This window comes from Streptomyces sp. NPDC051822 (assembly GCF_044452745.1).
Lineage (GTDB): Bacteria > Actinomycetota > Actinomycetes > Streptomycetales > Streptomycetaceae > Streptomyces.
On the sequence record NZ_JBITBZ010000001.1, the window covers coordinates 602,772 to 622,260 of the forward strand.

Here is a 19,489-nt window from a genome sequence, read left to right on the forward strand (position 1 = left end):
CCCCCCACCGAAACCTGGCGCCGCCACGATGACCGGGCCACCGCCCGGCACCCCACGGGGACGGCGTACAGCCAAGGTCCCCCCAGCTCAAGGGAGTTCACATGCCCGTCGGCATGATCTACGCGCGTCGACTCGGCGTTCTCGCCGCCTCCGCCGCCCTCACAGTGACCGGCCTCCTCGCCACCGCGCCCGCCGCGCAGGCCGCCATGCCCACGCCGGTCAGCGCCACCACGGCCCGCACCTACCTGGCCGCCCTCACCGTGAAGGCGGAAGGTTCCTCCACGGGCTACAGCCGCGACCTCTTCCCGCACTGGATCACCCAGTCCGGCGCCTGCAACACCCGCGAGACCGTCCTCAAGCGAGACGGCGTGAACGTCGTCACGGACTCCAGCTGTGCCTCGATCAGCGGCAGTTGGTACTCCCAGTACGACGGCGCCACCTGGACCGTAGCCTCCGACCTCGACATCGACCACGTCGTCGCCCTCGCAGAGGCGTGGCGCTCGGGCGCCAGCTCCTGGACCACCTCGCAGCGCCAGGCCTTCGCCAACGACCTGACACGGCCGCAGCTCATAGCCGTGACGGACAACGTGAACCAGGCGAAGAGCGACCTCGACCCGGCGGAGTGGCTGCCGCCGCGCACCGCCTACCGCTGCACGTACGCCCGCGCGTGGGTGCACGTGAAGTACCACTGGAACCTCAGCGTCGACTCCGCCGAGAAGAGCGCCCTGCAGTCCGTCCTCAACGCCTGCTGACAGCCACCCTCCTGAACCGGCTTCGACAGAGGCCGCCGGGGAGCGAACCGCGCCACACGCTCCCCGGTGGCCGAATGTTGAACTTGCAAGTATTACTGAGGGATGCCTAACCTTGCGGCCTCATCGGTTTCCGTCCCCCACTCCCCGTCCACCCCACGGACGAGGCAGGCCGAAGGAGTCCCCCATGAAGAACCCGAACAACCTGAGCACCACGGACAATCCGAGCGGCGGCAGCGGCGACAGCGGCCCCGGCGGCCAGGGAGGCCAGAGCGACACGGGCAGCCTCACGGACCGCCTGAACCAGGCGCAGCCCTACGCGCTCGGCCTCTTCCGCATCGTCATCGGCCTCCTCTTCGCCTGCCACGGCGCCGCCTCGCTCTTCGGCGTCCTCGGCGGCGCGATGGGCGGCGGCACGATCCCGGCCGGCACCTGGCCGGGCTGGTACGCGGCCGTGATCCAGCTGGGCGCCGGCGTCCTGGTCCTGGCCGGACTCGGCACGCGCAGCGCCGCGTTCCTCGCCTCCGGCTCGATGGCGTACGCGTACTTCAAGGTCCACCAGCCCGAGTCCCTCTTCCCGCTCCAGAACGGCGGCGAGACCGCGGCTCTGTTCTGCTGGGCGTTCGCGCTCCTGGTGTTCACCGGCCCGGGCGCGCTGGCGGTGGACCGGCTCTTCGGAGCCCGGGTCGCGACGGGCTCGACGACCCGCAGGACGAACGAGGACCGCGAGGAGCAGGGCACGCCGGTCGGGGCCGCCTGAGCACGACCGTAAGACAGAAGAGCCGTCTCCGTACGGGAACGGGAACCGATTCCGTACGGGAACCGATTCCGTCGGGAACGGGAGCAGTTTCCGTACGAAGACGGGAGCCGTCTCCGTACGGGGACGGCTCCCGTCTCCGTACCGAACCGGGACTCGTCTCCGTACCGAACCGGGACTCGTCTCCGTACCGCAACGGGACTCGTCTCCGTACCGCAACGGGCCGGAATCCGCAGCACGTCTTCCGGCCTTTCGCCCCCGGAACCCCACCCCGCACCCCACCGGCGCACACGCGGCACCCGCCGCATCACCCATGCGGCACCCGCCCGATGTCCCACCGGCGTCCGCCTGACGTCCCACCGGCACCCGCCCGACGGACGGGCTCCCGCCCCCGCGTAGGCTCAGGCCCTGTGAATCTGCTCGACAGCCTGGGATCGCTGCGGTCGCTCACCGCCGGCCCATGGATCTACCCGGTGGTGGCGACGTCGATCCTGCTCGACGTCTTCCTGCCCGTGCTGCCGAGCGGCTTCCTGGTGATCACCGCGGCCACGGCGGCGGCCACGGCCACCGCGGCGACCCCCGGCATGCCGTCGCTGCTGCCCCTGCTCCTCTGCGCGGCCACGGCATCCGTGCTCGGCGACTTCCTCGCGTACCGGCTCGCACGCCGGGGCGGGGCCCGGCTGGACCGGGCCATCGCCCGGTCGAAGCGCCTGTCCCTGGCGCAGGAACGTCTCGGCACCGCGCTGACGCGGGGCGGCGGCCTGCTCGTGGTCCTCGCGCGCTTCGCCCCGGCGGGCCGCTCCGTGGTCTCACTGGGCGCGGGCGCGGCGAAGCGGCGGGTCGAGGAGTTCCTGCCGTGGTCGGCGCTGGCGGGCGTGACCTGGGCCTCGTACAGCGTGGGGCTCGGCTGGCTCGGCGGGCAGTGGCTGGGCGCGACCTGGTTCAGCGCGGGGGTGTCGACCCTGGCGCTCTTCCTGGCCGGCGGTCTCGCCGCCTATCTCATACGGCGTCCGGCTGCGGCTCCCGCTCCTGCCTCCTGACCCCGGGGTGCGCCCCGCGCACCTCCAGGTCGTCGAGGAGTCTCGCGGTCGCGTCGGCGATCTCGTCCACGGCCCGGTCGAAGACCTCGCGGTTGTGGGCGGCGGGGGCGCGGAACCCGGAGACCTTGCGGACGTACTGCAGGGCGGCGGCGCGGATGTCCTCCTCGGTCGCCTCCTCGGGCAGCGCGGGCGGTCGGAGCGTCTTGATGCTGCGGCACATGCCTCCAGTGTGGCCCGCCCCACTGACAACCGCCGAGCCCGCACGACGGGCCACCAGACCGACCGGCCACGGGGCCTTCCGGTAACCGGCCCCCTCGGGCCCCTCAGGCGCCCAGCCCCCGCCGGCTACGCGCGTTGATCTCGGCGGCTCGGGCGCGCAGCTCCCGCAGGGGCGTGGCCGGCTGGACGTCGGTGGGCTCGGCCTCCCACTCGGCGCCGCCGTGGACGGCGCGGATCAGAAAGCGCCCGGAGACGCTCTCCACATAGAAACCGACCCGCCCGGTGGCGTTGTCGCGGACGAGGTCACCGACCTCGGGAAGTGGCTGCACGCATCCTCCGTCCCGATCTCCCTGAAACGTGGGGACACCCAGAGAAGCCCTACGACCCCGCCCTGTCAACGTATCTCTAGAGATGTCCCCCGATGGATGGATCGACCGGGCGGGGCGGCGTACACGTGTGCACCCTGGCCGCGGGGTGCGCCGTATGGTGTCCCGCAAATGAAGGGAGTGGTCCACCCGTGACTGACCAGGAAAGCGCTCGTCGGCCCAAGTACCAGCGCATCGCCGACGAGTTGAGAACCGCGATCCAGTCAGGCGCCTTCGCGCCGGGCGACCGGCTCCCCGGTGAGAACGACCTCATGACGACGTACGAGGTGGCCCGGATGACGGCGCGCCAGGCCCTCGCCGTGCTGCGCAACGAGGGTCTCGCGGAGGCCCGCAAGGGCGCCGGGGTCTTCGTCCGGGTCTTCCGCCCGCTGCGCCGCCGGGGCATCCCGCGCCTGTCGGGCGAGCGGTGGGGCAACGGGCGTTCGGTCTGGTCGGCGGACGTGGAGGACCGGGATCTGGTCGTCGACCAGATCGAGGTGGCGGAGACGGCGGCCGGCGCGCGGGTCGCGGGGGCGCTGAACCTGCCGCCGGGCGCTCCCGTCTGCGTCCGCAGCCGCCGTTTCGTCCTGGACGCGAAGCCGGTGCTGCTCTCGGTCTCGTACCTCTCCGCGGATCTCGTGCGCGGTACGCCGATCACGGAGCCGGACACCGGGCCGGGCGGGACCTACGCCCGGCTGACCGAGCTGGGCCACCGGCCGGTGCGGTTCCGCGAGGAGATCCGCTGCCGGATGCCGACGGCGGAGGAGTCGGACCGGCTGGCCCTGGAGTTCGGGACGCCGGTGGTCCTCATCGGGCGTACGGCGTTCAGCGGGCCGGGGACGGCCGTGGAGCTCAACGAGATGACGCTGGACTCGTCGGCGTACGTCCTGGAATACGACTTCGACGCGTGATCTCGAACCGCAGCCCCGGGTCGGCGTGGGCGACCTCGCCGGAGAACTCGGCGGCGGCCAGTGCGACGGCTTCTTCCGGCGGCACGCCCGGCCCCACATGGGTCACGACGAGCCGGCCGGCACCGGCCTCGGCCGCACTCCGGCCGGCCTGCGCGGCCGAGTGGTGCCCGCCCCCTGCCCCGTCGGCCTCGCAGAGGAACAGGTCGCAGTCGCGGGCGAGTTCGACGAGGGAGGGGCAGGGTTCGCAGTCCCCGGAGTAGACGAGCGAGCACCCTTCCTCGTCCTCCACGCGCAGCGCGAAGGCCGGCATCCCGTGCTCGACGGCCCGCGACCGAAGGGTGAGTCCGCCGACCCGGGCGACATGTCCGTCGTACAACTCCTCGCAACGGAAAGCGCTTTCGACGGGGCTGCGGTCGGGCCCGTTGGTGAGGAAGCCGGCGAGCCGATCAGCTGTTCCTTCCGGCCCGTACAGCTGTACCGGCAAGGGAAGTTCGAGTCCCGCGTACAGCAAGGCGTAGTAGGCGGTGAGGAGGTCTGCGGAGTGGTCGGCGTGCAGATGGGAGATCCACACGGCGTCGACGTCAGCGAGGGCGACGTACCGCTGGAGTTCGGCGAGGGTGCCGCTCCCGGCGTCGACCCAGACCCGCACGCCGCCGCCCTCGACGAGGTGGCCCGAACAGGCGTTGCCCGGCCGGGCGAAGGGCGTCGCGGAGCCGAGGACGGTGAGACGCAGGGATTCGTCGGCCATGGGACGACTTTAGGTCACACCCGACCAACTCACGGGAAACTGTGCGGATTACGTGAAGGTCATGCGTATTCTGTGTGCTCGCCGGGCCCCATCGGCGGGTGCTCCGGCAGAGAAGATCGAGGGACATTCATGCTTCGCGTACGCACGCTCGCGGCCCTGACCGCGGCCGCCGCCTCCGGCATCCTGCTGCTGCCCACGCAGGCGCAGGCCGCCGGCTCGGTCCACCTGTACAAGATCTACTACGACAGCCCGGGCACGGACCGCGGCGGCAACTACAGCCTCAACGGCGAGTGGGTGCAGATACGCAACACGACCGCGTACGCGGTGAACCTGCGGGGCTGGACGCTCACCGACGCGGCGAACCACAAGTACACCTTCGGCACCTTCACGCTCGGCGCGGGCAAGATCGTCACGGTCCGCACGGGCAAGGGCATCAACAACGCGACGAGCGTCTTCCAGAACCGCGGTTGGTACGTCTGGAACAACGACAAGGACACGGCGACGCTGCGGAAGTCGACCGGCACGTGGGTCGACGGCTGCTCGTACAACTCGACGCAGGTCGACTACAAGTGGTGCTGACCCCGCAGCGCGCCTGACACACCACGGGCCCCAGGGACAGGCACCCAGGGGCCCGCTCGACCTCCCCCGCGACTACTGCGGACCGTCGTCAGCCGGCAGCCGCGGGGAGGGAATCCCATGCCGCTGCACATCGGCGCCGACCTGCCCGCCGAGCGTCATCACGTTCAGGGTCGCGGAGTTCTCGTTGGCGATGGCCTTCTCGACCCGCGCGACCAGCGTCGAGAACGCGTCCCGCTTCGACAGGTCGTGGTACGGCCCGACCTTCGTCTCGAAGTAGACGCGCTCGTGTCCGAGGAGCTGCTCGGTCGACCGGTAGTTCTTCCACTGCTCCCGGTACCGGTACACGCTCTCCAGCGAGACGGCGGCGACGACGACGAGGCTCAGCACCGTGGCCGTGACCCGGGCGAAGACCAGGTCGAGATTCACGAACACGGGCACGAGCGCCCCACCGACGACGGACACGGTCCGCATACGCAGATGCATCGCCTTCATCCGGGTCGCCTTGGAGTCGTACCACTCCTGGTACTGCGAGAGCCTCGTCTCGACGTACCGCTGCGGCGTCATCTCACCGCCCTGCAACCCGATATCGGGCGCGTCCCCCACCTCAGCCATGAGCGAAGTAGACCCACTCCGCCAGGTCCACGTCAACCAAAGCCACCCACGGGAACCGAGCATCAACCCGAACAACCGACAAACCCATCGCGAGCGACACCGGAGCCGCTCAAGTGGGGAATGGTCCACCACACACATCGTGAGCCGAGAGACGATGCTCCAGCGGTACACGACCGCCGCAGGCAGATGTCAGACCGCCCTGACACCCTGGGCCCCGTGAGAATGACATGGGCCGACTTCTGGGAACTGATAGCCACCCTGGACGGCGAAGCAACCGAGGAGAAATGCCGGCGCCTCGCCGGGGAGCTGGGCCGCCGCCCCACCTCCGACGTCATCGGCTTCGCTGAGCGCCTGTCAGAGGCTCTCTACCTACACGCGCTGCGCTGTGGTCGCAGCAGGGCAAGCGGCGTGGGAGAGCGTCTTCTTCGACGCCGACAAGTTCACCCCGTACACCTCAAGCGAGCGCGACGGCGAATGGCTCCTGTACGTACCGGACAAGGCCTACGAGCTGACCACCGGCAAGGAGTGGAACCACACGACCCGCTACTGCTCCGAGAGCTACTCCAACAAGGTCGGCTGGCCCGACCTACGAGCCTGAGGCGGGCTACCGCTCGGAGCGTCGGCTCCGGCTGGACATGATGGCGGAAGCAGACGCCGAAGGCCCCTCGCCGTGATCGGCGAGGGGCCTTCGCACTGGTGGGCGCGGACGGTTTCGAACCGCCGACATCTGCTTTGTAAGTTCGCCCAGCTAGGTCATCCGCCTCAAGGCCAAGCTCGCAGTCGAGGGCTGTTCTGAGCACCAGAGGGCGCGCGCAACCACTCAAGTGCACCGACGTTGCCGTCACAGATTGCCGTCACCTCACCAACGCGCTTCGGTGCTTGGACCCCACTGCGGACACTGGTCTCTACTCGACAGAGCTCCGCTGCCAAAACCGCCGGCGCCGCTCCGGAGTTACGTCCTGCAACGTCTGAAGGTAGCCGCGAGTCATGTCAATGAAGTGGTCCACGGACTGCGGCAAGGATTCCATCCGAGCAAAGAAGATCCGCCGCAGCTCGTCCCGGTCTCCGTCCAGCACCTCTATGGCGTCCTCCCACGTGATCAGATCGTGAGCGACCCCAGACACGACGGAGCTGAAGCTCTCAGCCGTCTCGGCCTCCAGCGGGGTGACGGACAAGCCGAGGACGGTGCACTTGTGCCTCATGGCAGCTAAGGCCACATGCATCTCTTCCCGGGCCACTCGTGCCCTGTCCCTCGCTTGGCTCCCCGCCAAGGTGTGGGCCCCATGCCTGTTGGCATCCCCGACGGCATCGGCCGCCGCGCCGATCTTAGAGCGGAGAGTCTCGACGCTGTCCAACAAGTCGCCGTAAGCCGCCCGGCGCATCTGCCAGAGTCCATCCATGCGCTGAGACCGGGCTTGGATTCGTACGGCCTCCAACGCGGCTTTCGCCTGGCTCCTAGCTCCCAACCAGGCAATCGCACCACCTACGGCAGTCGCTACGGCGCCTATGATCGCGCCCTTGATCGTCGGGTCCATGGCCGAGAGTCTGAGGCATACCACGACCTCCACGCTGAGGTTCAGTACATCCAGTTCGCCCAGCCATATGCCTGGCCTCACGAACACGGTCGTAGTCATGGAGTGATCAAGGCCGAAGGGTCCCGTAGGTACGCAACTGCATCAACACTGCAGCATGCAATGCCGTTAGACCAGCACAGAGCCTCAGCGCTCAGAAGAGACTTGGCCGCAGCAGCGGCCCTAGGCCGCTGACCAGGCACTTCGGTGCTCTCTGACGCGCTCTCCCGGAGCCTTCCCCACGCATCCTCCGGAGAGCCTGATTCCGGGCGCCGGTAGAGCATGTTCCATCTAGTTTCTGAATTATCGCGGCTCAAGTGACTCATCGCGTCTCAGTGCAGATCAGAGGGGGTGCCCAGGAGACGAGCATCGCGACTCACCGCGCCTCGGATCGCGACTCAGCCCGCAACGCAGAAGAGACCACCGCGCGCGGCGGTGGTCTCTTCTCGACTGCACCGGCAGCCGTCATCGTTGGTTTGCCCGGATGACCGCTCAGTCAGGCAGCGGGCCGCCCCAGGCACGCTCGGTCAGCTCGCCCCAGACGCCCGGCGCGACCGTCCGCGGGTCGACCGCCTCACTGGGCGCGGACGTCTTGTACGTACCATCGGGCTGCTCGGATCGGTCGTAGTCCTTCACCCAGAACACGCGGCGGACAAACCTGCCAGTCGTGTCTCCGCTCGGAGCATCCGACTTGAGCACGGAGTAGCCCACCCGCCGGCCCACTCCATGCCACCCCACCGGCTTCCGCCGGGTCGTGGACAAGCGAGCTACCGTCTGGCGGACGTAGTCGAAGCCGCCCACGTCCTCGGTCCAGACGATCTGTTCCTCGTGCTCCAAAGCTGCACGATCCTCCAGCAAGGCCCCTCCTGATCTAGACACAGTTGCCCCGCCCGGCAACCTCCCCAAGTCCCATGCTCCGCATACCTGGTCCATCAGGTCGGCGCCACCACGGGGGCCGGGGAGGCTGCTTGCTTCTCGTTGCGGAGGAAGTCTCCATCTTCCTCCGCCGATCATCCCTAGCCCCGGTGCAAGCGGCTGCCCAGTAAGGGCTGTTCGTGGGTGATGGCGGCTCAGGCTACCTTCGGACGGCCCAGCGACAGCCACCACATCGGGCCTAACCACCTCCGGCTGAGTGGCGAGACAGCCTCCCAGGCACCATCGCGTCGCTCCCTAGACCCTTCTGTGCCGAAACCCCCGCACCCCCGACGCCTCTGACGCTAACCTCAACAAAGGCACAGATTCTCAGCCTGAGGGGGCCCAAAATAAACGCCATGCCGAGCAATATCGCAAGCGACTGGAGCGAAGGGGTTATGCGTACCGCCGACCAATTTGTCGCTCAGGTCGCATCGATCGCGGAAATCAACAGTACCGTGATCCCCGAAATGGAGAGAGAGGAGAAAGGACGCTTCCGTACCCCCACAAGGGAGATCGACGAGTACCTCTCACCGGAGGAGAAGATTGCCTTCGCTGAGGGCGCCAGAGAGTTCGCCGAAGGACTGGCAAAGGTCGCCGAAATGGCGGAACGTGGGGAGACAAACGCAGAAGTCAACCTGCAGCTTCACGGCTCGGCGGGAGCGGTGATTGCACATATGGTCACCCACGGTACAAGATTCATGAATGCCGACCCGCAGCATCAACTTCTGCGAAACGCACTACTTGTCTCGTCGGTTTCCAGTTTTGAGATTCTATTCGGTCGAGTAGCGCGCGCCATCCTGGACATTAACCGGGCAGCGTTCACGGAATCAGATCACGGGTTTACGCTTCAGCAACTTTTCGAATTCAACTCCCTGGAAGACGCTCGCGAGTTCCTGATCGAGCGCCAGGTGTCCAAGCTGCTGTATGAGAGCGTAGACGGATGGGATAAGTGGCTAAAGCGCGCAAGTGGTGGACTCTCGATGTCCGAGTTGCCAATTGACTGGACGGTGGTGCGCGAAGGGTTCGCAAGAAGGAACCTCCTCGTTCATTCAGATGGAGTTGTTAATCAAATTTATCTTGGGATTTTGAAAAAGCTTGACGGTCGCCGAGACTGGGGCGCCAAGGCGGGGGAAAAGATTGGAGTCAGCGGTGAATACCTGACGGAATTTCTCGAAGAGCTGATGGCCCTCGGAAGGATGCTTTGCGTTGGGGTGGGGGTCAGGATGAGAAAGCAAGACGAGAGAATCTTCCTGCTGGCTCTTCTTGGAGATATTAGAAGAAACCTCATGGCGGGTCACTGGAGATCCGTAAGGCACACTGCGGAGTACGCCCTGAAGTACAACCTTCCTCGCAGCGATCAGATCAGTGCACAAGTTTCCGCGTGGGTGGCAAGAAAATCTCTATTGGGCGTCGACGAAATCCGAGGAGAGGTGGAAGGATGGGATACGACAGGATTGGTGGCGAAATTCGCACACCAGAAGAGCGTTCTACTCAATGAAACCGATGCGGCTGTAGCTGAAATTAATAAGCTGATCGCTGAAGGCGTGCTCACCACTTTCGAGGTGGCGGTTGAACCCATCTACTCGGAAGTTAGAGAGTTTGTTCTTAATCCCTCGTTCGATTCGAACTCTTGCAGAGGAAGCGAGAACGACGAGTAAATCGGTGACTACCGGCTCGGCACTAAGCAAGACGGCGAGGTGAGCAGCGCCCCGGGTCAATCCGGACTCGACTCCGCAAACATCGCTACGCTGATCATCAGAGTCACGGATCGGGGAGTGTGCATCAGAGATGGGACCCAAAACCCAGAGGGTCTACGAGGTGATTCGAGGGTGGATCGAGGAGGGTCGGTACAGTCCTGGCGACAAGTTGCCGTCCGAACGGACCTTGAGCGCCGAGCTTGAGATCGGTCGTACCGCCCTGCGTCAGGTGCTCGCCCGCCTAGCGAGCGAGCACTTCATCAAGGCTCACGACCGCAGCTCCTACCGCGTCCTGGGCGGCGAGAGCGTCCCAACGCCGGCGGAGATGGAGCCGTGGAAGATTCACGGCTCCCGCCACATCTACGAGAACCCGTGGGTGACGTTGGACTTGGTAGACGTCGAGCCTCCTGGTGTCGACCGGTTCGAGCACCACGTCGTCCGGCTTTTCCGCGTGGCGGTGACCGCCGTGATCGACGACCAAGACCGGGTGCTCATGCTGTGGCGATACCGCTTCGTGCCCCAGCAATGGGGCTGGGAGTTGCCCGGAGGAATCGTGGATACGGGTGAAGACGCTGCCGCCACGGCCGCACGCGAAACCGAGGAAGAGACGGGATGGAGGCCTGGCCCCGTTGAGCACGTCGTGAGCTACCAGCCGATGATCGGCATGGTCGACTCGCCGCACGAAATCTTCGTGGCCCGTGGCGCCGAAAAGGTCGGTGAGCCCACGGACGCGGAGGAGGCTGGCGAGGTCGCGTGGATTTCCCTCGACGACATCCCCCGACTCATGTCCGAGGGCAAGCTGATGGGATCGGGCACGCTCGTGGCTCTGCTCCACATCCTGGCGTCCCGCACTAGAGGCGACCGGTAAGCAGCTCCACGCGACGGCGATACCGCACGGACCCCGTGCGGTTCGCCAGCAACCGAGCCTTTTGCAGGTGGGATCGGGCGTCGTCCAGCTCCCCCCGAGCCAGATGCGCCTGCGTGAGATCGCAGTGCAGCCCGGATCTCGCGCGCACGAAGGACGCGTCCGCACTGTCCAAGGAGGCGTACAGCTCACCCATCGCCGAGGCGTCTCCGAGCTTGGCAAGGACGTTCCCACGCCACCTCGCCAGGTGGTCCGTGTTGAGGAAGATGCTCAGCATGTCGGCATCACGCACCTCCCCATCGTCGGGTAGCAGGGATGCCGCTCGTTCAAGCGCCGTCTGCGCCTCCGACTCCCTTCCCTCCCCAGCCGCCGCACACAACTCGGCCTCGGCAGCCGCGAGCCAAGCCTGGAGCCGCGGCGACTGACGCTCAGGCTGGACGCGCTGCGCGTCTCGCACCAGCTCGATTGCGAGCTGGGGTCGGCCGGCATCCGCGAGTACGTACGCCTGCTCCCCCATGGCGTGCGCAAGGTAGAGCGGGGACTCGGCATCCTGCGCGGCCTTCTTGGCAAGCTCATACCTCCGCCATGCCCTGTCCACGGCGCCGGCGTCCAGCGCCTGCCATGCGGCAAGGGTGGACGCCCCTGCGAGCGCTGTCGCGATGGGCCTCCGCATCCCCGGCAATACGGCGAAGGTGAGCGCCTCTTCCATGGCCGCCAAGTGGCCGTTCATCTGGTCGACCAAGCCAGTCGCGCCCATCTGACGGTCCATGGTGCGGAGTAGCTCCGTCTGGGCCAGGAACGACGGCACCATGGACTCACTCAGGCTGCCCGCCGCATCGATCCGGCTCAGCAAGTCCGCGTAGCCGTCCGCCTGCGACTCCTGTGCGTCGACCGTGCCACGCAGTTCGTCGTCCGTGATGCCCAGGAGCGGCCGGAGGATCGCGGCGTACCGGTCCGTGATGGCGCGCCGGCCGTTTTCCCACTCCGAGATGTAGGTCTTGAGGCTCGCCGCCGAGGCGATGTCGAGCAGCCGTTGTTCCGCGAACCGCCGCATCTCGTAGATCAATCGATCCTGCGACCACCCTCGCGCGGTCCTCACTGCCTTTAACCCCGTAGCCACGCTGCCTCCCGTAAAGCCCCAGGTGAGAGCCGGTTAACCCCCTTGAGGTTAACCCCAGTTGGCTACCGAGACACCCCACTTGGGCCGTTCTCTGGAGATGCACACCGGCGCGCAACTCGCAGGAAGGGTTGCATCTGGTGCGCACCAGATGTCAATCTGTTGGTGCGCACCAGATGGGCCGCAAGGTCCGGATCCGGTGTGCCCCAACGCCCGGAGAGCTCCGTGAAGGCGGGTCGGCTCGAAGGAAGCGACAGATGGCTTGAGAACTGAACAGAGGGCGAACCGCAACCCGCACCAGGGGAGAGCGGCCGCCAAGCAGAGCACCACTCAACTCCGCATCTGTTGCGGCCGGTTGCCTCCTCCGCCCGTCTCGTACGGGCGGGGTCGAGGGGAGCCGGAGATTCCTGGTTCTGACGGCGAGAGGCCCCGGAGGTGCAACTCCGGGGCCTCGGTTCGGGCCGTCCCACCCGAGAGGAAGTACGACCCATGAACGTGATCGTTGCTGGTCAGAGGATCGTTACGCAGACCGAGCTGATCGAGGCCGCGCTCGGCTTCGACGCCGACCCGGTCGGGCCGCTGGAGTTCGACTCCGCCGCCGGCCAGGATGCGCTGCGCGACATCGTCGCCGTCCTGGAGGCCGAGGCCGCGACCGAGGTCGACGCCGAGGACGTCGCGCACTACCGGGGCCTGCTCGGCGCCCGGGTGCTGGCCTTCCCCCGCCGCTCCGCCCTCGGCTCCGTGCGAGGTGCCGCGTGAACACCCTCGCCTACTACCTGCTGCTGGTCCTGTGCGTCGCCGCCGAGGTCTGGGGCGTGGTCATCGGCGTCCAGGACGTCACCCTCGTCGGTGCCATCGCCGCGCTCGGCGTGATCGGCGTCGACCGGCTGCTGCTCCGCGCCGACCGGTACGAGGAGTTCGCCGAGGCGGGTGAGGAGCGGTGAAGACCCTCGCCCAGATCCTGCTGTTCGTGCTGACCGTCCTGGAGCTCGCGCTCGGCCTGCTGGCCGGGACGGTGGCGCTGCTGAGCCTGATCACCGAGACCATCGCCCGGGCCGCTGCGGCCGCCGACGAGCGGTTCGCCCGCCGGTTCCGGCTGGACCGGGTCTCCCCGAAGCTCCGCCAGGAGCTCGCCGACGTCCTGTACGGGATCACGACCCCTGCCGGAGGCGCCCGATGAGCAGCTACCGCGAAGACCGCCGGGCCGACCAGGCCGCCGAGCGGGCCCAGGACCGCGAGGACCGGCGCCTGGAGCTCGAAGCCGCCGCCCGGCGCGAGCAGATCCAGGCCGAGGAGAAGCGCAAGGACGCCGAGGCCAAGCGCCGCCAGGAGCAGGCCGAGAAGAAAGCCCGCGCGGCCGAGGCAGCGGCGAAGAAGGCGGCCGCCGCCGCCAAGCGCGCCAAGCTGGTCCGCTGGCTGAAGGCGAACCCGGCGACGCTGTTCGTCGGCTTCGTGATGGTCGCCTCGATCGTCCCGGCGCTCCTCTCCCAGATCGGCGCCCTGACCGGCGCGAGCGTGAACGCGGGGATGGCCGGCCTGCTCGCCGCGATGCTGGAGGGCGGCGCCTGGGCGATCACGTTCATGGGCAAGCAGGCCGAGGACTCCGGCCGCGAACCCCGCAAGTACCGGATCGGCACCTGGGCCGTCGCCGCCGTGGCGGCCGCGGTGAACTTCTGGCACGGCTGGGAGCAGTACGGCGCGCACCCGTGGGTCGCGTTCGTGCTCGGCGCATCCTCGCTGTTCGCGATCTACATCTGGGACCTGAAGACCCACGGATCCCACGGCAAGACCCGGGAGCAGAAGCGGGCGGAGAAGGCCCGTGCGAAGCATGTGGCCGCCCGCCGCAAGCACCACCCGCAGATCGTCGAGCAGGCCGTCAAGCTCCAGGCCGCCCTGCCCTACGGGGTGCTGGACGACGAGGCGGCGTTCGCCGCTGCCTGGCGGATCCACACCGGCGCCGAGCCGGGTCTGTCCGCCCAGCTCTACGCCACCGCAACCGAGGCCGTGCTCCAGCTCGGGGCGGCGTTCGAGCTCGGCGACAACGTTCGCGACGAGCTGCTGGAGACCGGCTTCAAGGCCGCCCGGCTCAACCCCTTCCCCGAACTGACCCAGACCCCCGGATCCCAAGCGGGAATTGGGTCGAACACTCCCGAACCGCCCGCCGAGAAGCCCCGCGAGAGCGGGCCGCGGGGACGGTCCGATGAGGAGCTGGACGCGCTCCTGCCGGACGCCCTGACCGCCGCCGCCGACCTCGTCGCGGAGGGCAAGCAGATCTCCGCGACCGGGCTGGCGAAGAAGCTCCAGATCCGCCGCGAGGACGCCGTCGTCCTCCGCGACCGCGTCATCGAACAGCGCCGCCTGCACGTCGCCTGACCCACCCCACCGCATACCAGGGAGCGCCCGTCATGGGTCTGTTCAGCCGCAAGCAGCCCGACCCCCGATTCGTCACCGAGAACGTGGCCGCCGCCGACAAGCCGGACACGTCCGTGACCCGGAAGAAGCCCGCGCACACCGTCACGTGGCCGGTCGCGCCGTCCGGCATCCGCACCGTCCTCGTCGAGGGCGCCCGCTCTCCCCAGGACGCCGTCGCCCGGGCCCTGCGCGACCGGCGGGGCATCGAGCGGACCACCACGCGTGGCTACCGCGTCCGCTTCGAGTCGACGCCCGAGATCTGGCTCATCGACTCCGCCGGGGCCCGGCACGTGACCGGCCCCCGCCTCGCCCAGTCCTGACCCATCCCAGTACGCGGGGCCCGGCCCTCGCCTGGCAGCACCGGCCGGGCCCCGCTACCTCACCAGGAGGCACCGCAAGCATGACCGAGAACCATGCCGAACCGCACGCCCCCTCCAGCCCGCCCCCGCCGGCCGACCCCGACTCGCTCGCGACCGTCACCTTCCTCCACCCCACCGTCCTGGCCCCGGCTCCGGCGGGTGACGACTGGTCGGACCTGCCCGACGACAGTGACCCGGTCGTGGTCGTCCCGCCGATGCCGACCGTGGCGCCGGCCATCGGCCCGGACGAGCGGACCGTGGTCCTGGAGACCGCCCGGATCATCCTCGACAAGCCCGCCGCCCCGGCGGCCGAGCCGGTGGTCCGGTCGGGCAAGTTCGCCGGAACCGTCGACCTGGACGACTTCGACGACGCCCCGCTCATCCCCGCCTGGATGTACTCGCCGGAGGGCTGGGCCGCCTGGTCCGGGGTGTTCTACCGGGCCCGGCGCCGGGACTTCCGCCGCTGGGTGCGCCGCCAGCCCACCCAGCACGGCCACGTCCGCCAGTTCGGCCGCGGCACCCGCCGCGCACACGAGTGGGTGGTCGGCTTCGAGGGCGTCCGCGTCCAGTCCGCCGCCCACACCGCCCATGTCCTGACCCGTGAGGCCCGGCTCGCCGCCCGGCACGCCCGCTTCACCCCCCGCATCCTCGGCTCCAAGAAGGAGCTCGCCATGAAGGCGGCCGAGCGCGCCACGAAGGCCGCCGAGGAGGCCGTCGCACTGCACAAGAAGGCGAAGAAGGACCGCAACCGGGCCCGCAACCTGCGCGCCGGCGTCGTCTACGGCCCGCCGCTCACCGCGATCGGCACCGGTTACGTCATGGGCGGCGGCCTCGGCCTGACGGCCGGCCTTCTCTCCACGTTCGCCGGGGGTGCGTTCGTCGGCCGCAAGCCGTACGACGAGGAGGCCGACTGGACCAGCGACTGGCGTTCGCTGGGCGACGGCGACCGGATGACCGCCCCCATGCTCGACGCCTCCTTCCGTGCGGCGAAGGTCATCGGCGCCGAGGAGACCCTCGGCGTCGTTCAGATGCCGATGCTCGACACCCGGGGCGCCTGGACGGCGATCCTCGACCTGCCGCCCGGCGTACCGGCGAAGAAGGCCATCCGCGCCACCGACGAACTCGCGGCCGCATTCGGGGTCGAGGAGGCCCAGGTCTCGGTCGCCAAGCGCGGCCGGGCCGGACGCATCGAGCTCTACGTCTCGCGGGACCTGCCGTTCACCGACAAGGCCGCACCGGGGCCGCTCCTCGCGCTGGAGTCGGCCGCCGACTTCTGGGGCCGGATCTCCATCGGCCCCGACGTGCGGGGCATCCATCAGTCCATCTCGGTGGTGGAGCGGTCCGGGTTGATCGGCGGAGAGCCGGGCGCGGGCAAGTCCGCCTCCGGGAACACGATCCTGCTGGCGGCCGCGCTCGACCCGCGGGTCATCCTCTGGCTCGCCGACGGCAAGGGCGGCGGCGACCTGGAACCGTTCGAGCACCTCTGCGAGCGCTACGAAGGTGACGCCGACCCCGAGGCCTTCAGCGCCATGCTGGATGAGCTCCTGGGCGTGATGAAGGCCCGGTACGCGCTGTTGAAGAAGCTCGGCAAGCGCAAGGTCACCGAGGAGCTCGCGGGCAAGCACCCGGAGCTGCGCCAGCTGCTTTTGTGGGTCGACGAGCTGATGCTCTACACCACCGACGACGAGTTCGGGAAGAAGATCACGCGCAAGCTCCGCAACCTCGTCTCGCGTGGGCGGGCGGCCGGGATCATCACCTTCTGCGCCACCCAGAAGCCCGGCTCCGACGTCGTCGACACCAGCCTTCGCGACCTGCTGTCCATCCGGTGGGCGCTGCGCTGCACCACCCCGGAGGCCTCCGACACGATCCTCGGCAAGGGCGCCGCCGCGAGCGGCTACTCGGCGAAGACGATCCAGTCCGAGATGCGCGGCGCCGGCCTGCTGTGGGCCGAGGGCACCAACCCGACCATGGTCCGCGCCGACTACTACACCGACGAGCAGGTCGAAACACTCCTGGAGCGCGCCACCGAGTGGCGCCGCACGGCCGGGACTCTACCGAACGGGCCGGTCCCACTCGTCGACCAGCTCCGCGCCCGGGGCGAGGACGACGCGCTGCTCCTGGCCGCCGTCCTGGACACCTTCGCCGCCCACGCCACCGCCGACGGCCCGGCCGACTGGCTGCCCGGCCAGCTCCTCGTCGACGAGCTCAAGGCCGCCGGCCACCCGGTCACCGCCGAGAAGCTCGGCGCCCTGATCGTCCGCACGGACGAGGAGAAGGCCAAGCGGCCGTGGGGTGAGAAGGGCAACCGAGTCACCGGCTACCCGCTCGCCCGGGTCGAGGCCGCCGCCACCGGCCGATTCGGGCTCACCGCCTGATTCCGACCCGGACACGACCCGGACGAGCGCCCGGATTGACCCGGAATGCCCCCGGGCGGACCGGGCTCCGACCCGGACGCCGGAGGGCCCGACCCGGACAGCCGCGTCCGGGTCGGGCCTGGATCCGTCCGGGTCGCCCAACGCTCTGACCTGCACGAATGCGGAGCCGTCCGGGCTGTGTCCGGGTCTCCGTCCTAGTCCAAACCGGCACATAAGGAGTCAGGCACCGTGACCGCCCAGGCCCTCACCGCCCCCGCCGCTCCGGCCCCGGAGCTCGCCGTCGAGGCGGCGCTGCTGGTCCGCGAGATCGAGCAGTACCTCACCGCCCGCGTCCGCACCACCGCCCACCCGCTCGTCACCAAGACCACCGCCGAACTCGTCGCCGAGGCCCTCGGCACCCCGGCCCCGGCGGTGGCCGCGCCGGTCCTGGCCGCCCCGGCCCGCGCGCTGCGCCTCCTGCCCGACTGGGTGCTCGACTTCCCGCTGCTGCGCCGGCTCCACGGCGGCGGACGGCAGGTCGGCGTCGCCGAGCACCTGGAGCTCACCGCGCTGGTCATCGAGCGCTACGGCTGGCACCGCGGCTCCCTGCGCTCGACGTCGGGGCGCCGGTGCATCCTCGGCGCCCAGGCCGTGCTGTTCCGCCTCGGCTACGGCGACGAGACCACCGCCCGCACCGCCGGCCACCACCTCCAGACCGTCCTCGCCGCCCGGGGGATCAGCGAGCCGTACCACCGCTGGAACGACGCCACCGGCCGCACCCGCACCGAAGTCCTCGCCCTGGTCCGCACCGCCGCCGCCCACGCCCGGCGGGAGGACCGGTGACGACCTACCGCAAGAACCTCGCCCCGGCCGGGCTGATGACCCGCCGCCAGCTCCGCGCCGCCGGTCTGCGCCCCGGCGGCCACGACCCGGTCGCCCAGATCCGCTACTGGCGCCACGGCTGGCGCTACGCCTACCTCTACGACACCCAGCACGCCCTGCCCGTGAGGCAGGTGACGCCGGGTCGTTGGCGCTCGCACGAGGCCATGATGCGCGCCCGCCGCACCTGCCCCGACTGCGTCACCGTCTGACCCGCCCATCGCCCACCACCTGGGAGGCCCCGCATGGCCATAACCGTCTCGCTCGTCGCCCTCTTCGGACTCGTCCTGTACTTCCTCCTGCGCGCCGGAAACCTCGGCTACGGCAGCGCCCTCATCGCTGCCGGGTTCGGCTTCTTCCTCGCCTCCACCGGCGCCGCCGGCCCCATCAACCGCCTCGCCCAGAGCCTCATCGACGCCGCCTCCAACCTCTGAGGAGACCTCCGTGTTCGAGATCCGCGTCATCTGCGGCCCCGACGACACCGACCGCGTCATCGACGCCCTCGGCAGCGTCTTCACCACCTGGTCCGCCCACCGCACGGCCACCCGCGACGGTGACCGCATCCGTGTCTACCTGTCCGCCGACCACCGCCCCGCCATCACGCAGGAGTGGCCGACGCCGGAGCAGGCCTACGCCACCGCCCCGAGCATCATCCGGGAGATCGGCTGGGTCGCCCGCACCGCCGCCGACCGGCCGTTCGGCACCGAGACGAGCCGGGAGTTCTGGCTCCGCAAGGCCGCCCTGCTCGACCGCATCGCCCTCGGTGACGAGGTCGCCCCGCCGATCAGTGACGCCACCGTGGACGCCGACCGGGCCGCCCGGCGGCTCATGGACGTCGACGACGCGGCCGTGATCTGCGACCCGCGCCACTACGTCCGCCAGCAGTACGCCCGCCGGACCACCGAGTCGGCCTCCTGACGGGCATGGACCCACTTCTGGACTGGGGCGACGCCACCCACTTCGACCCCGCCCGCAACCGGGCCTGCCACCTGTGCGGCAGGCCCACCCCGATGCGGTCCCACGCCGGAGAACCCGCTCACAAGGTGTGCGCAGAGGCGTGGAACGCGACACACCCCGACGAGGCCCGCCGCTACACCGTGCCGACCAAGGCCCGACCCGTACAGCACGATGCCGGCACCTGGCGGTTCCACAACGACGGACCCGTCACCGACAAGCGCCTGCCGCTCCTCGGTCGGGTCATCCCCACCGATCCCCCGCCCGCCGTCGTCGACATCGACGTCGAGCGGGAGCAGCGCGGCCTGTTCGCCGCGTGACAGCAAGAAGGGCGGCCCCCGTCTCGCCAAAGTCCGGGGCCGCCCTCACTCCCGATCTAGCTGACC

The 19,489-nt window shown here is 69.2% G+C and carries 26 protein-coding genes; 19 read left to right on the forward strand and 7 right to left on the reverse strand.

What is annotated here, in order from left to right:
* The first annotated feature begins 101 nt into the window (after positions 1 to 101).
* The 3 genes from ACIA8N_RS02745 to ACIA8N_RS02755 all read left to right on the forward strand — a co-directional run bounded on the left by ACIA8N_RS02745 (position 102) and on the right by ACIA8N_RS02755 (position 2,546).
* A complete protein-coding gene (locus tag ACIA8N_RS02745; RefSeq protein WP_365777428.1) occupies positions 102 to 752 on the forward strand; it encodes an HNH endonuclease family protein in 651 nt (216 codons plus the stop codon).
* A 184-nt stretch (positions 753 to 936) separates the two neighbouring features.
* On the forward strand, positions 937 to 1,509 hold the full coding sequence (locus ACIA8N_RS02750; RefSeq protein WP_365777430.1) for a DoxX family protein: 573 nt from the start codon (positions 937 to 939) through the stop codon (positions 1,507 to 1,509).
* A 413-nt stretch (positions 1,510 to 1,922) separates the two neighbouring features.
* Entirely contained in the window at positions 1,923 to 2,546 is a 624-nt protein-coding gene (locus ACIA8N_RS02755; RefSeq protein ID WP_030207860.1) for a VTT domain-containing protein, read from the forward strand.
* Here the strand turns inward: ACIA8N_RS02755 and ACIA8N_RS02760 are convergent.
* Together ACIA8N_RS02760 and ACIA8N_RS02765 are read right to left on the reverse strand one after the other, a co-directional pair.
* Positions 2,506 to 2,766, reverse strand: a complete 261-nt coding sequence (locus tag ACIA8N_RS02760; RefSeq protein ID WP_365777432.1) for a DUF2277 domain-containing protein — start codon at positions 2,764 to 2,766, stop codon at positions 2,506 to 2,508. The genes ACIA8N_RS02755 and ACIA8N_RS02760 overlap by 41 nt on opposite strands.
* Positions 2,767 to 2,869: 103 nt before the next feature.
* Positions 2,870 to 3,094 (reverse strand): hypothetical protein, encoded by a 225-nt coding sequence (locus tag ACIA8N_RS02765; protein WP_030207855.1) that lies wholly within the window; start codon positions 3,092 to 3,094, stop codon positions 2,870 to 2,872.
* A gap of 188 nt (positions 3,095 to 3,282) precedes the next feature.
* Between ACIA8N_RS02765 and ACIA8N_RS02770 the strand changes: the two genes are divergently transcribed.
* Positions 3,283 to 4,041, forward strand: a complete 759-nt coding sequence (locus ACIA8N_RS02770; RefSeq protein ID WP_365777435.1) for a GntR family transcriptional regulator — start codon at positions 3,283 to 3,285, stop codon at positions 4,039 to 4,041.
* Here ACIA8N_RS02770 and ACIA8N_RS02775 read toward each other — a convergent pair.
* Positions 3,983 to 4,789 (reverse strand): MBL fold metallo-hydrolase, encoded by an 807-nt coding sequence (locus ACIA8N_RS02775; protein ID WP_365777437.1) that lies wholly within the window; start codon positions 4,787 to 4,789, stop codon positions 3,983 to 3,985. The genes ACIA8N_RS02770 and ACIA8N_RS02775 overlap by 59 nt on opposite strands.
* A gap of 129 nt (positions 4,790 to 4,918) precedes the next feature.
* Between ACIA8N_RS02775 and ACIA8N_RS02780 the strand changes: the two genes are divergently transcribed.
* Positions 4,919 to 5,368, forward strand: coding sequence for a lamin tail domain-containing protein (locus ACIA8N_RS02780; protein ID WP_365777439.1), 450 nt, complete (start codon positions 4,919 to 4,921; stop codon positions 5,366 to 5,368).
* Between the two features lie 72 nt (positions 5,369 to 5,440).
* On the opposite strand, the gene ACIA8N_RS02785 is transcribed toward ACIA8N_RS02780, so the two are convergent.
* Entirely contained in the window at positions 5,441 to 5,980 is a 540-nt protein-coding gene (locus ACIA8N_RS02785) for a DUF4231 domain-containing protein (protein WP_365777441.1), read from the reverse strand.
* Positions 5,981 to 6,365: 385 nt separating this feature from the next.
* Between ACIA8N_RS02785 and ACIA8N_RS02790 the strand changes: the two genes are divergently transcribed.
* Complete coding sequence (locus ACIA8N_RS02790; protein WP_365777443.1) at positions 6,366 to 6,578, forward strand: hypothetical protein; 213 nt, start codon at positions 6,366 to 6,368, stop codon at positions 6,576 to 6,578.
* A gap of 307 nt (positions 6,579 to 6,885) precedes the next feature.
* Here the strand turns inward: ACIA8N_RS02790 and ACIA8N_RS02795 are convergent, their stop codons facing one another.
* Both ACIA8N_RS02795 and ACIA8N_RS02800 read right to left on the reverse strand, forming a co-directional pair.
* Positions 6,886 to 7,614 (reverse strand): hypothetical protein, encoded by a 729-nt coding sequence (locus ACIA8N_RS02795; protein WP_365777445.1) that lies wholly within the window; start codon positions 7,612 to 7,614, stop codon positions 6,886 to 6,888.
* A gap of 429 nt (positions 7,615 to 8,043) precedes the next feature.
* Positions 8,044 to 8,409: a DUF6009 family protein gene (locus tag ACIA8N_RS02800; protein WP_365777447.1), complete on the reverse strand. Its 366-nt coding sequence runs from the start codon at positions 8,407 to 8,409 to the stop codon at positions 8,044 to 8,046.
* Between the two features lie 413 nt (positions 8,410 to 8,822).
* Between ACIA8N_RS02800 and ACIA8N_RS02805 the strand changes: the two genes are divergently transcribed.
* Together ACIA8N_RS02805 and ACIA8N_RS02810 are read left to right on the forward strand one after the other, a co-directional pair.
* Positions 8,823 to 10,124 carry a hypothetical protein gene (locus ACIA8N_RS02805; protein ID WP_365777449.1) on the forward strand — a complete coding sequence of 434 codons (1,302 nt, stop codon included), beginning with the start codon at positions 8,823 to 8,825 and terminating at the stop codon, positions 10,122 to 10,124.
* A gap of 130 nt (positions 10,125 to 10,254) precedes the next feature.
* The gene (locus tag ACIA8N_RS02810; RefSeq protein WP_365777451.1) at positions 10,255 to 11,031 is read left to right on the forward strand and encodes an NUDIX domain-containing protein; all 777 of its coding nucleotides are present in this window, start codon (positions 10,255 to 10,257) and stop codon (positions 11,029 to 11,031) included.
* Here the strand turns inward: ACIA8N_RS02810 and ACIA8N_RS02815 are convergent.
* Positions 11,015 to 12,148, reverse strand: coding sequence for a helix-turn-helix transcriptional regulator (locus ACIA8N_RS02815; protein WP_365777453.1), 1,134 nt, complete (start codon positions 12,146 to 12,148; stop codon positions 11,015 to 11,017). The genes ACIA8N_RS02810 and ACIA8N_RS02815 overlap by 17 nt on opposite strands.
* A 486-nt stretch (positions 12,149 to 12,634) precedes the next feature.
* Here ACIA8N_RS02815 and ACIA8N_RS02820 point away from each other — a divergent pair, with 486 nt between their 5' ends.
* The 11 genes from ACIA8N_RS02820 (at position 12,635) to ACIA8N_RS02870 (ending at position 19,423) form a co-directional block, all read left to right on the forward strand.
* A complete protein-coding gene (locus tag ACIA8N_RS02820; protein WP_365777455.1) occupies positions 12,635 to 12,904 on the forward strand; it encodes a hypothetical protein in 270 nt (89 codons plus the stop codon).
* Entirely contained in the window at positions 12,901 to 13,089 is a 189-nt protein-coding gene (locus ACIA8N_RS02825) for a hypothetical protein (RefSeq protein ID WP_365777457.1), read from the forward strand. The genes ACIA8N_RS02820 and ACIA8N_RS02825 overlap by 4 nt, the downstream gene beginning before the upstream one ends.
* The gene (locus ACIA8N_RS02830) at positions 13,086 to 13,325 is read left to right on the forward strand and encodes a hypothetical protein (RefSeq protein ID WP_365777459.1); all 240 of its coding nucleotides are present in this window, start codon (positions 13,086 to 13,088) and stop codon (positions 13,323 to 13,325) included. The genes ACIA8N_RS02825 and ACIA8N_RS02830 overlap by 4 nt, the downstream gene beginning before the upstream one ends.
* A complete protein-coding gene (locus tag ACIA8N_RS02835; protein WP_365777461.1) occupies positions 13,322 to 14,518 on the forward strand; it encodes a hypothetical protein in 1,197 nt (398 codons plus the stop codon). Before ACIA8N_RS02830 ends, ACIA8N_RS02835 begins: the two co-directional genes overlap by 4 nt.
* 32 nt (positions 14,519 to 14,550) lie before the next feature.
* Positions 14,551 to 14,877 (forward strand): hypothetical protein, encoded by a 327-nt coding sequence (locus ACIA8N_RS02840; protein ID WP_365777463.1) that lies wholly within the window; start codon positions 14,551 to 14,553, stop codon positions 14,875 to 14,877.
* Positions 14,878 to 14,957: 80 nt separating this feature from the next.
* Complete coding sequence (locus ACIA8N_RS02845) at positions 14,958 to 17,291, forward strand: FtsK/SpoIIIE domain-containing protein (RefSeq protein ID WP_365777465.1); 2,334 nt, start codon at positions 14,958 to 14,960, stop codon at positions 17,289 to 17,291.
* 228 nt (positions 17,292 to 17,519) lie between these two features.
* The gene (locus ACIA8N_RS02850) at positions 17,520 to 18,113 is read left to right on the forward strand and encodes a hypothetical protein (protein ID WP_365777467.1); all 594 of its coding nucleotides are present in this window, start codon (positions 17,520 to 17,522) and stop codon (positions 18,111 to 18,113) included.
* Positions 18,110 to 18,361: an RRQRL motif-containing zinc-binding protein gene (locus tag ACIA8N_RS02855; RefSeq protein ID WP_365777469.1), complete on the forward strand. Its 252-nt coding sequence runs from the start codon at positions 18,110 to 18,112 to the stop codon at positions 18,359 to 18,361. The genes ACIA8N_RS02850 and ACIA8N_RS02855 overlap by 4 nt, the downstream gene beginning before the upstream one ends.
* 33 nt (positions 18,362 to 18,394) lie before the next feature.
* Entirely contained in the window at positions 18,395 to 18,583 is a 189-nt protein-coding gene (locus ACIA8N_RS02860; RefSeq protein ID WP_365777471.1) for a hypothetical protein, read from the forward strand.
* A gap of 10 nt (positions 18,584 to 18,593) precedes the next feature.
* Positions 18,594 to 19,067, forward strand: a complete 474-nt coding sequence (locus ACIA8N_RS02865; protein ID WP_365777473.1) for a hypothetical protein — start codon at positions 18,594 to 18,596, stop codon at positions 19,065 to 19,067.
* Between the two features lie 5 nt (positions 19,068 to 19,072).
* The gene (locus tag ACIA8N_RS02870) at positions 19,073 to 19,423 is read left to right on the forward strand and encodes a hypothetical protein (RefSeq protein WP_365777475.1); all 351 of its coding nucleotides are present in this window, start codon (positions 19,073 to 19,075) and stop codon (positions 19,421 to 19,423) included.
* Positions 19,424 to 19,489 lie beyond the last annotated feature (66 nt).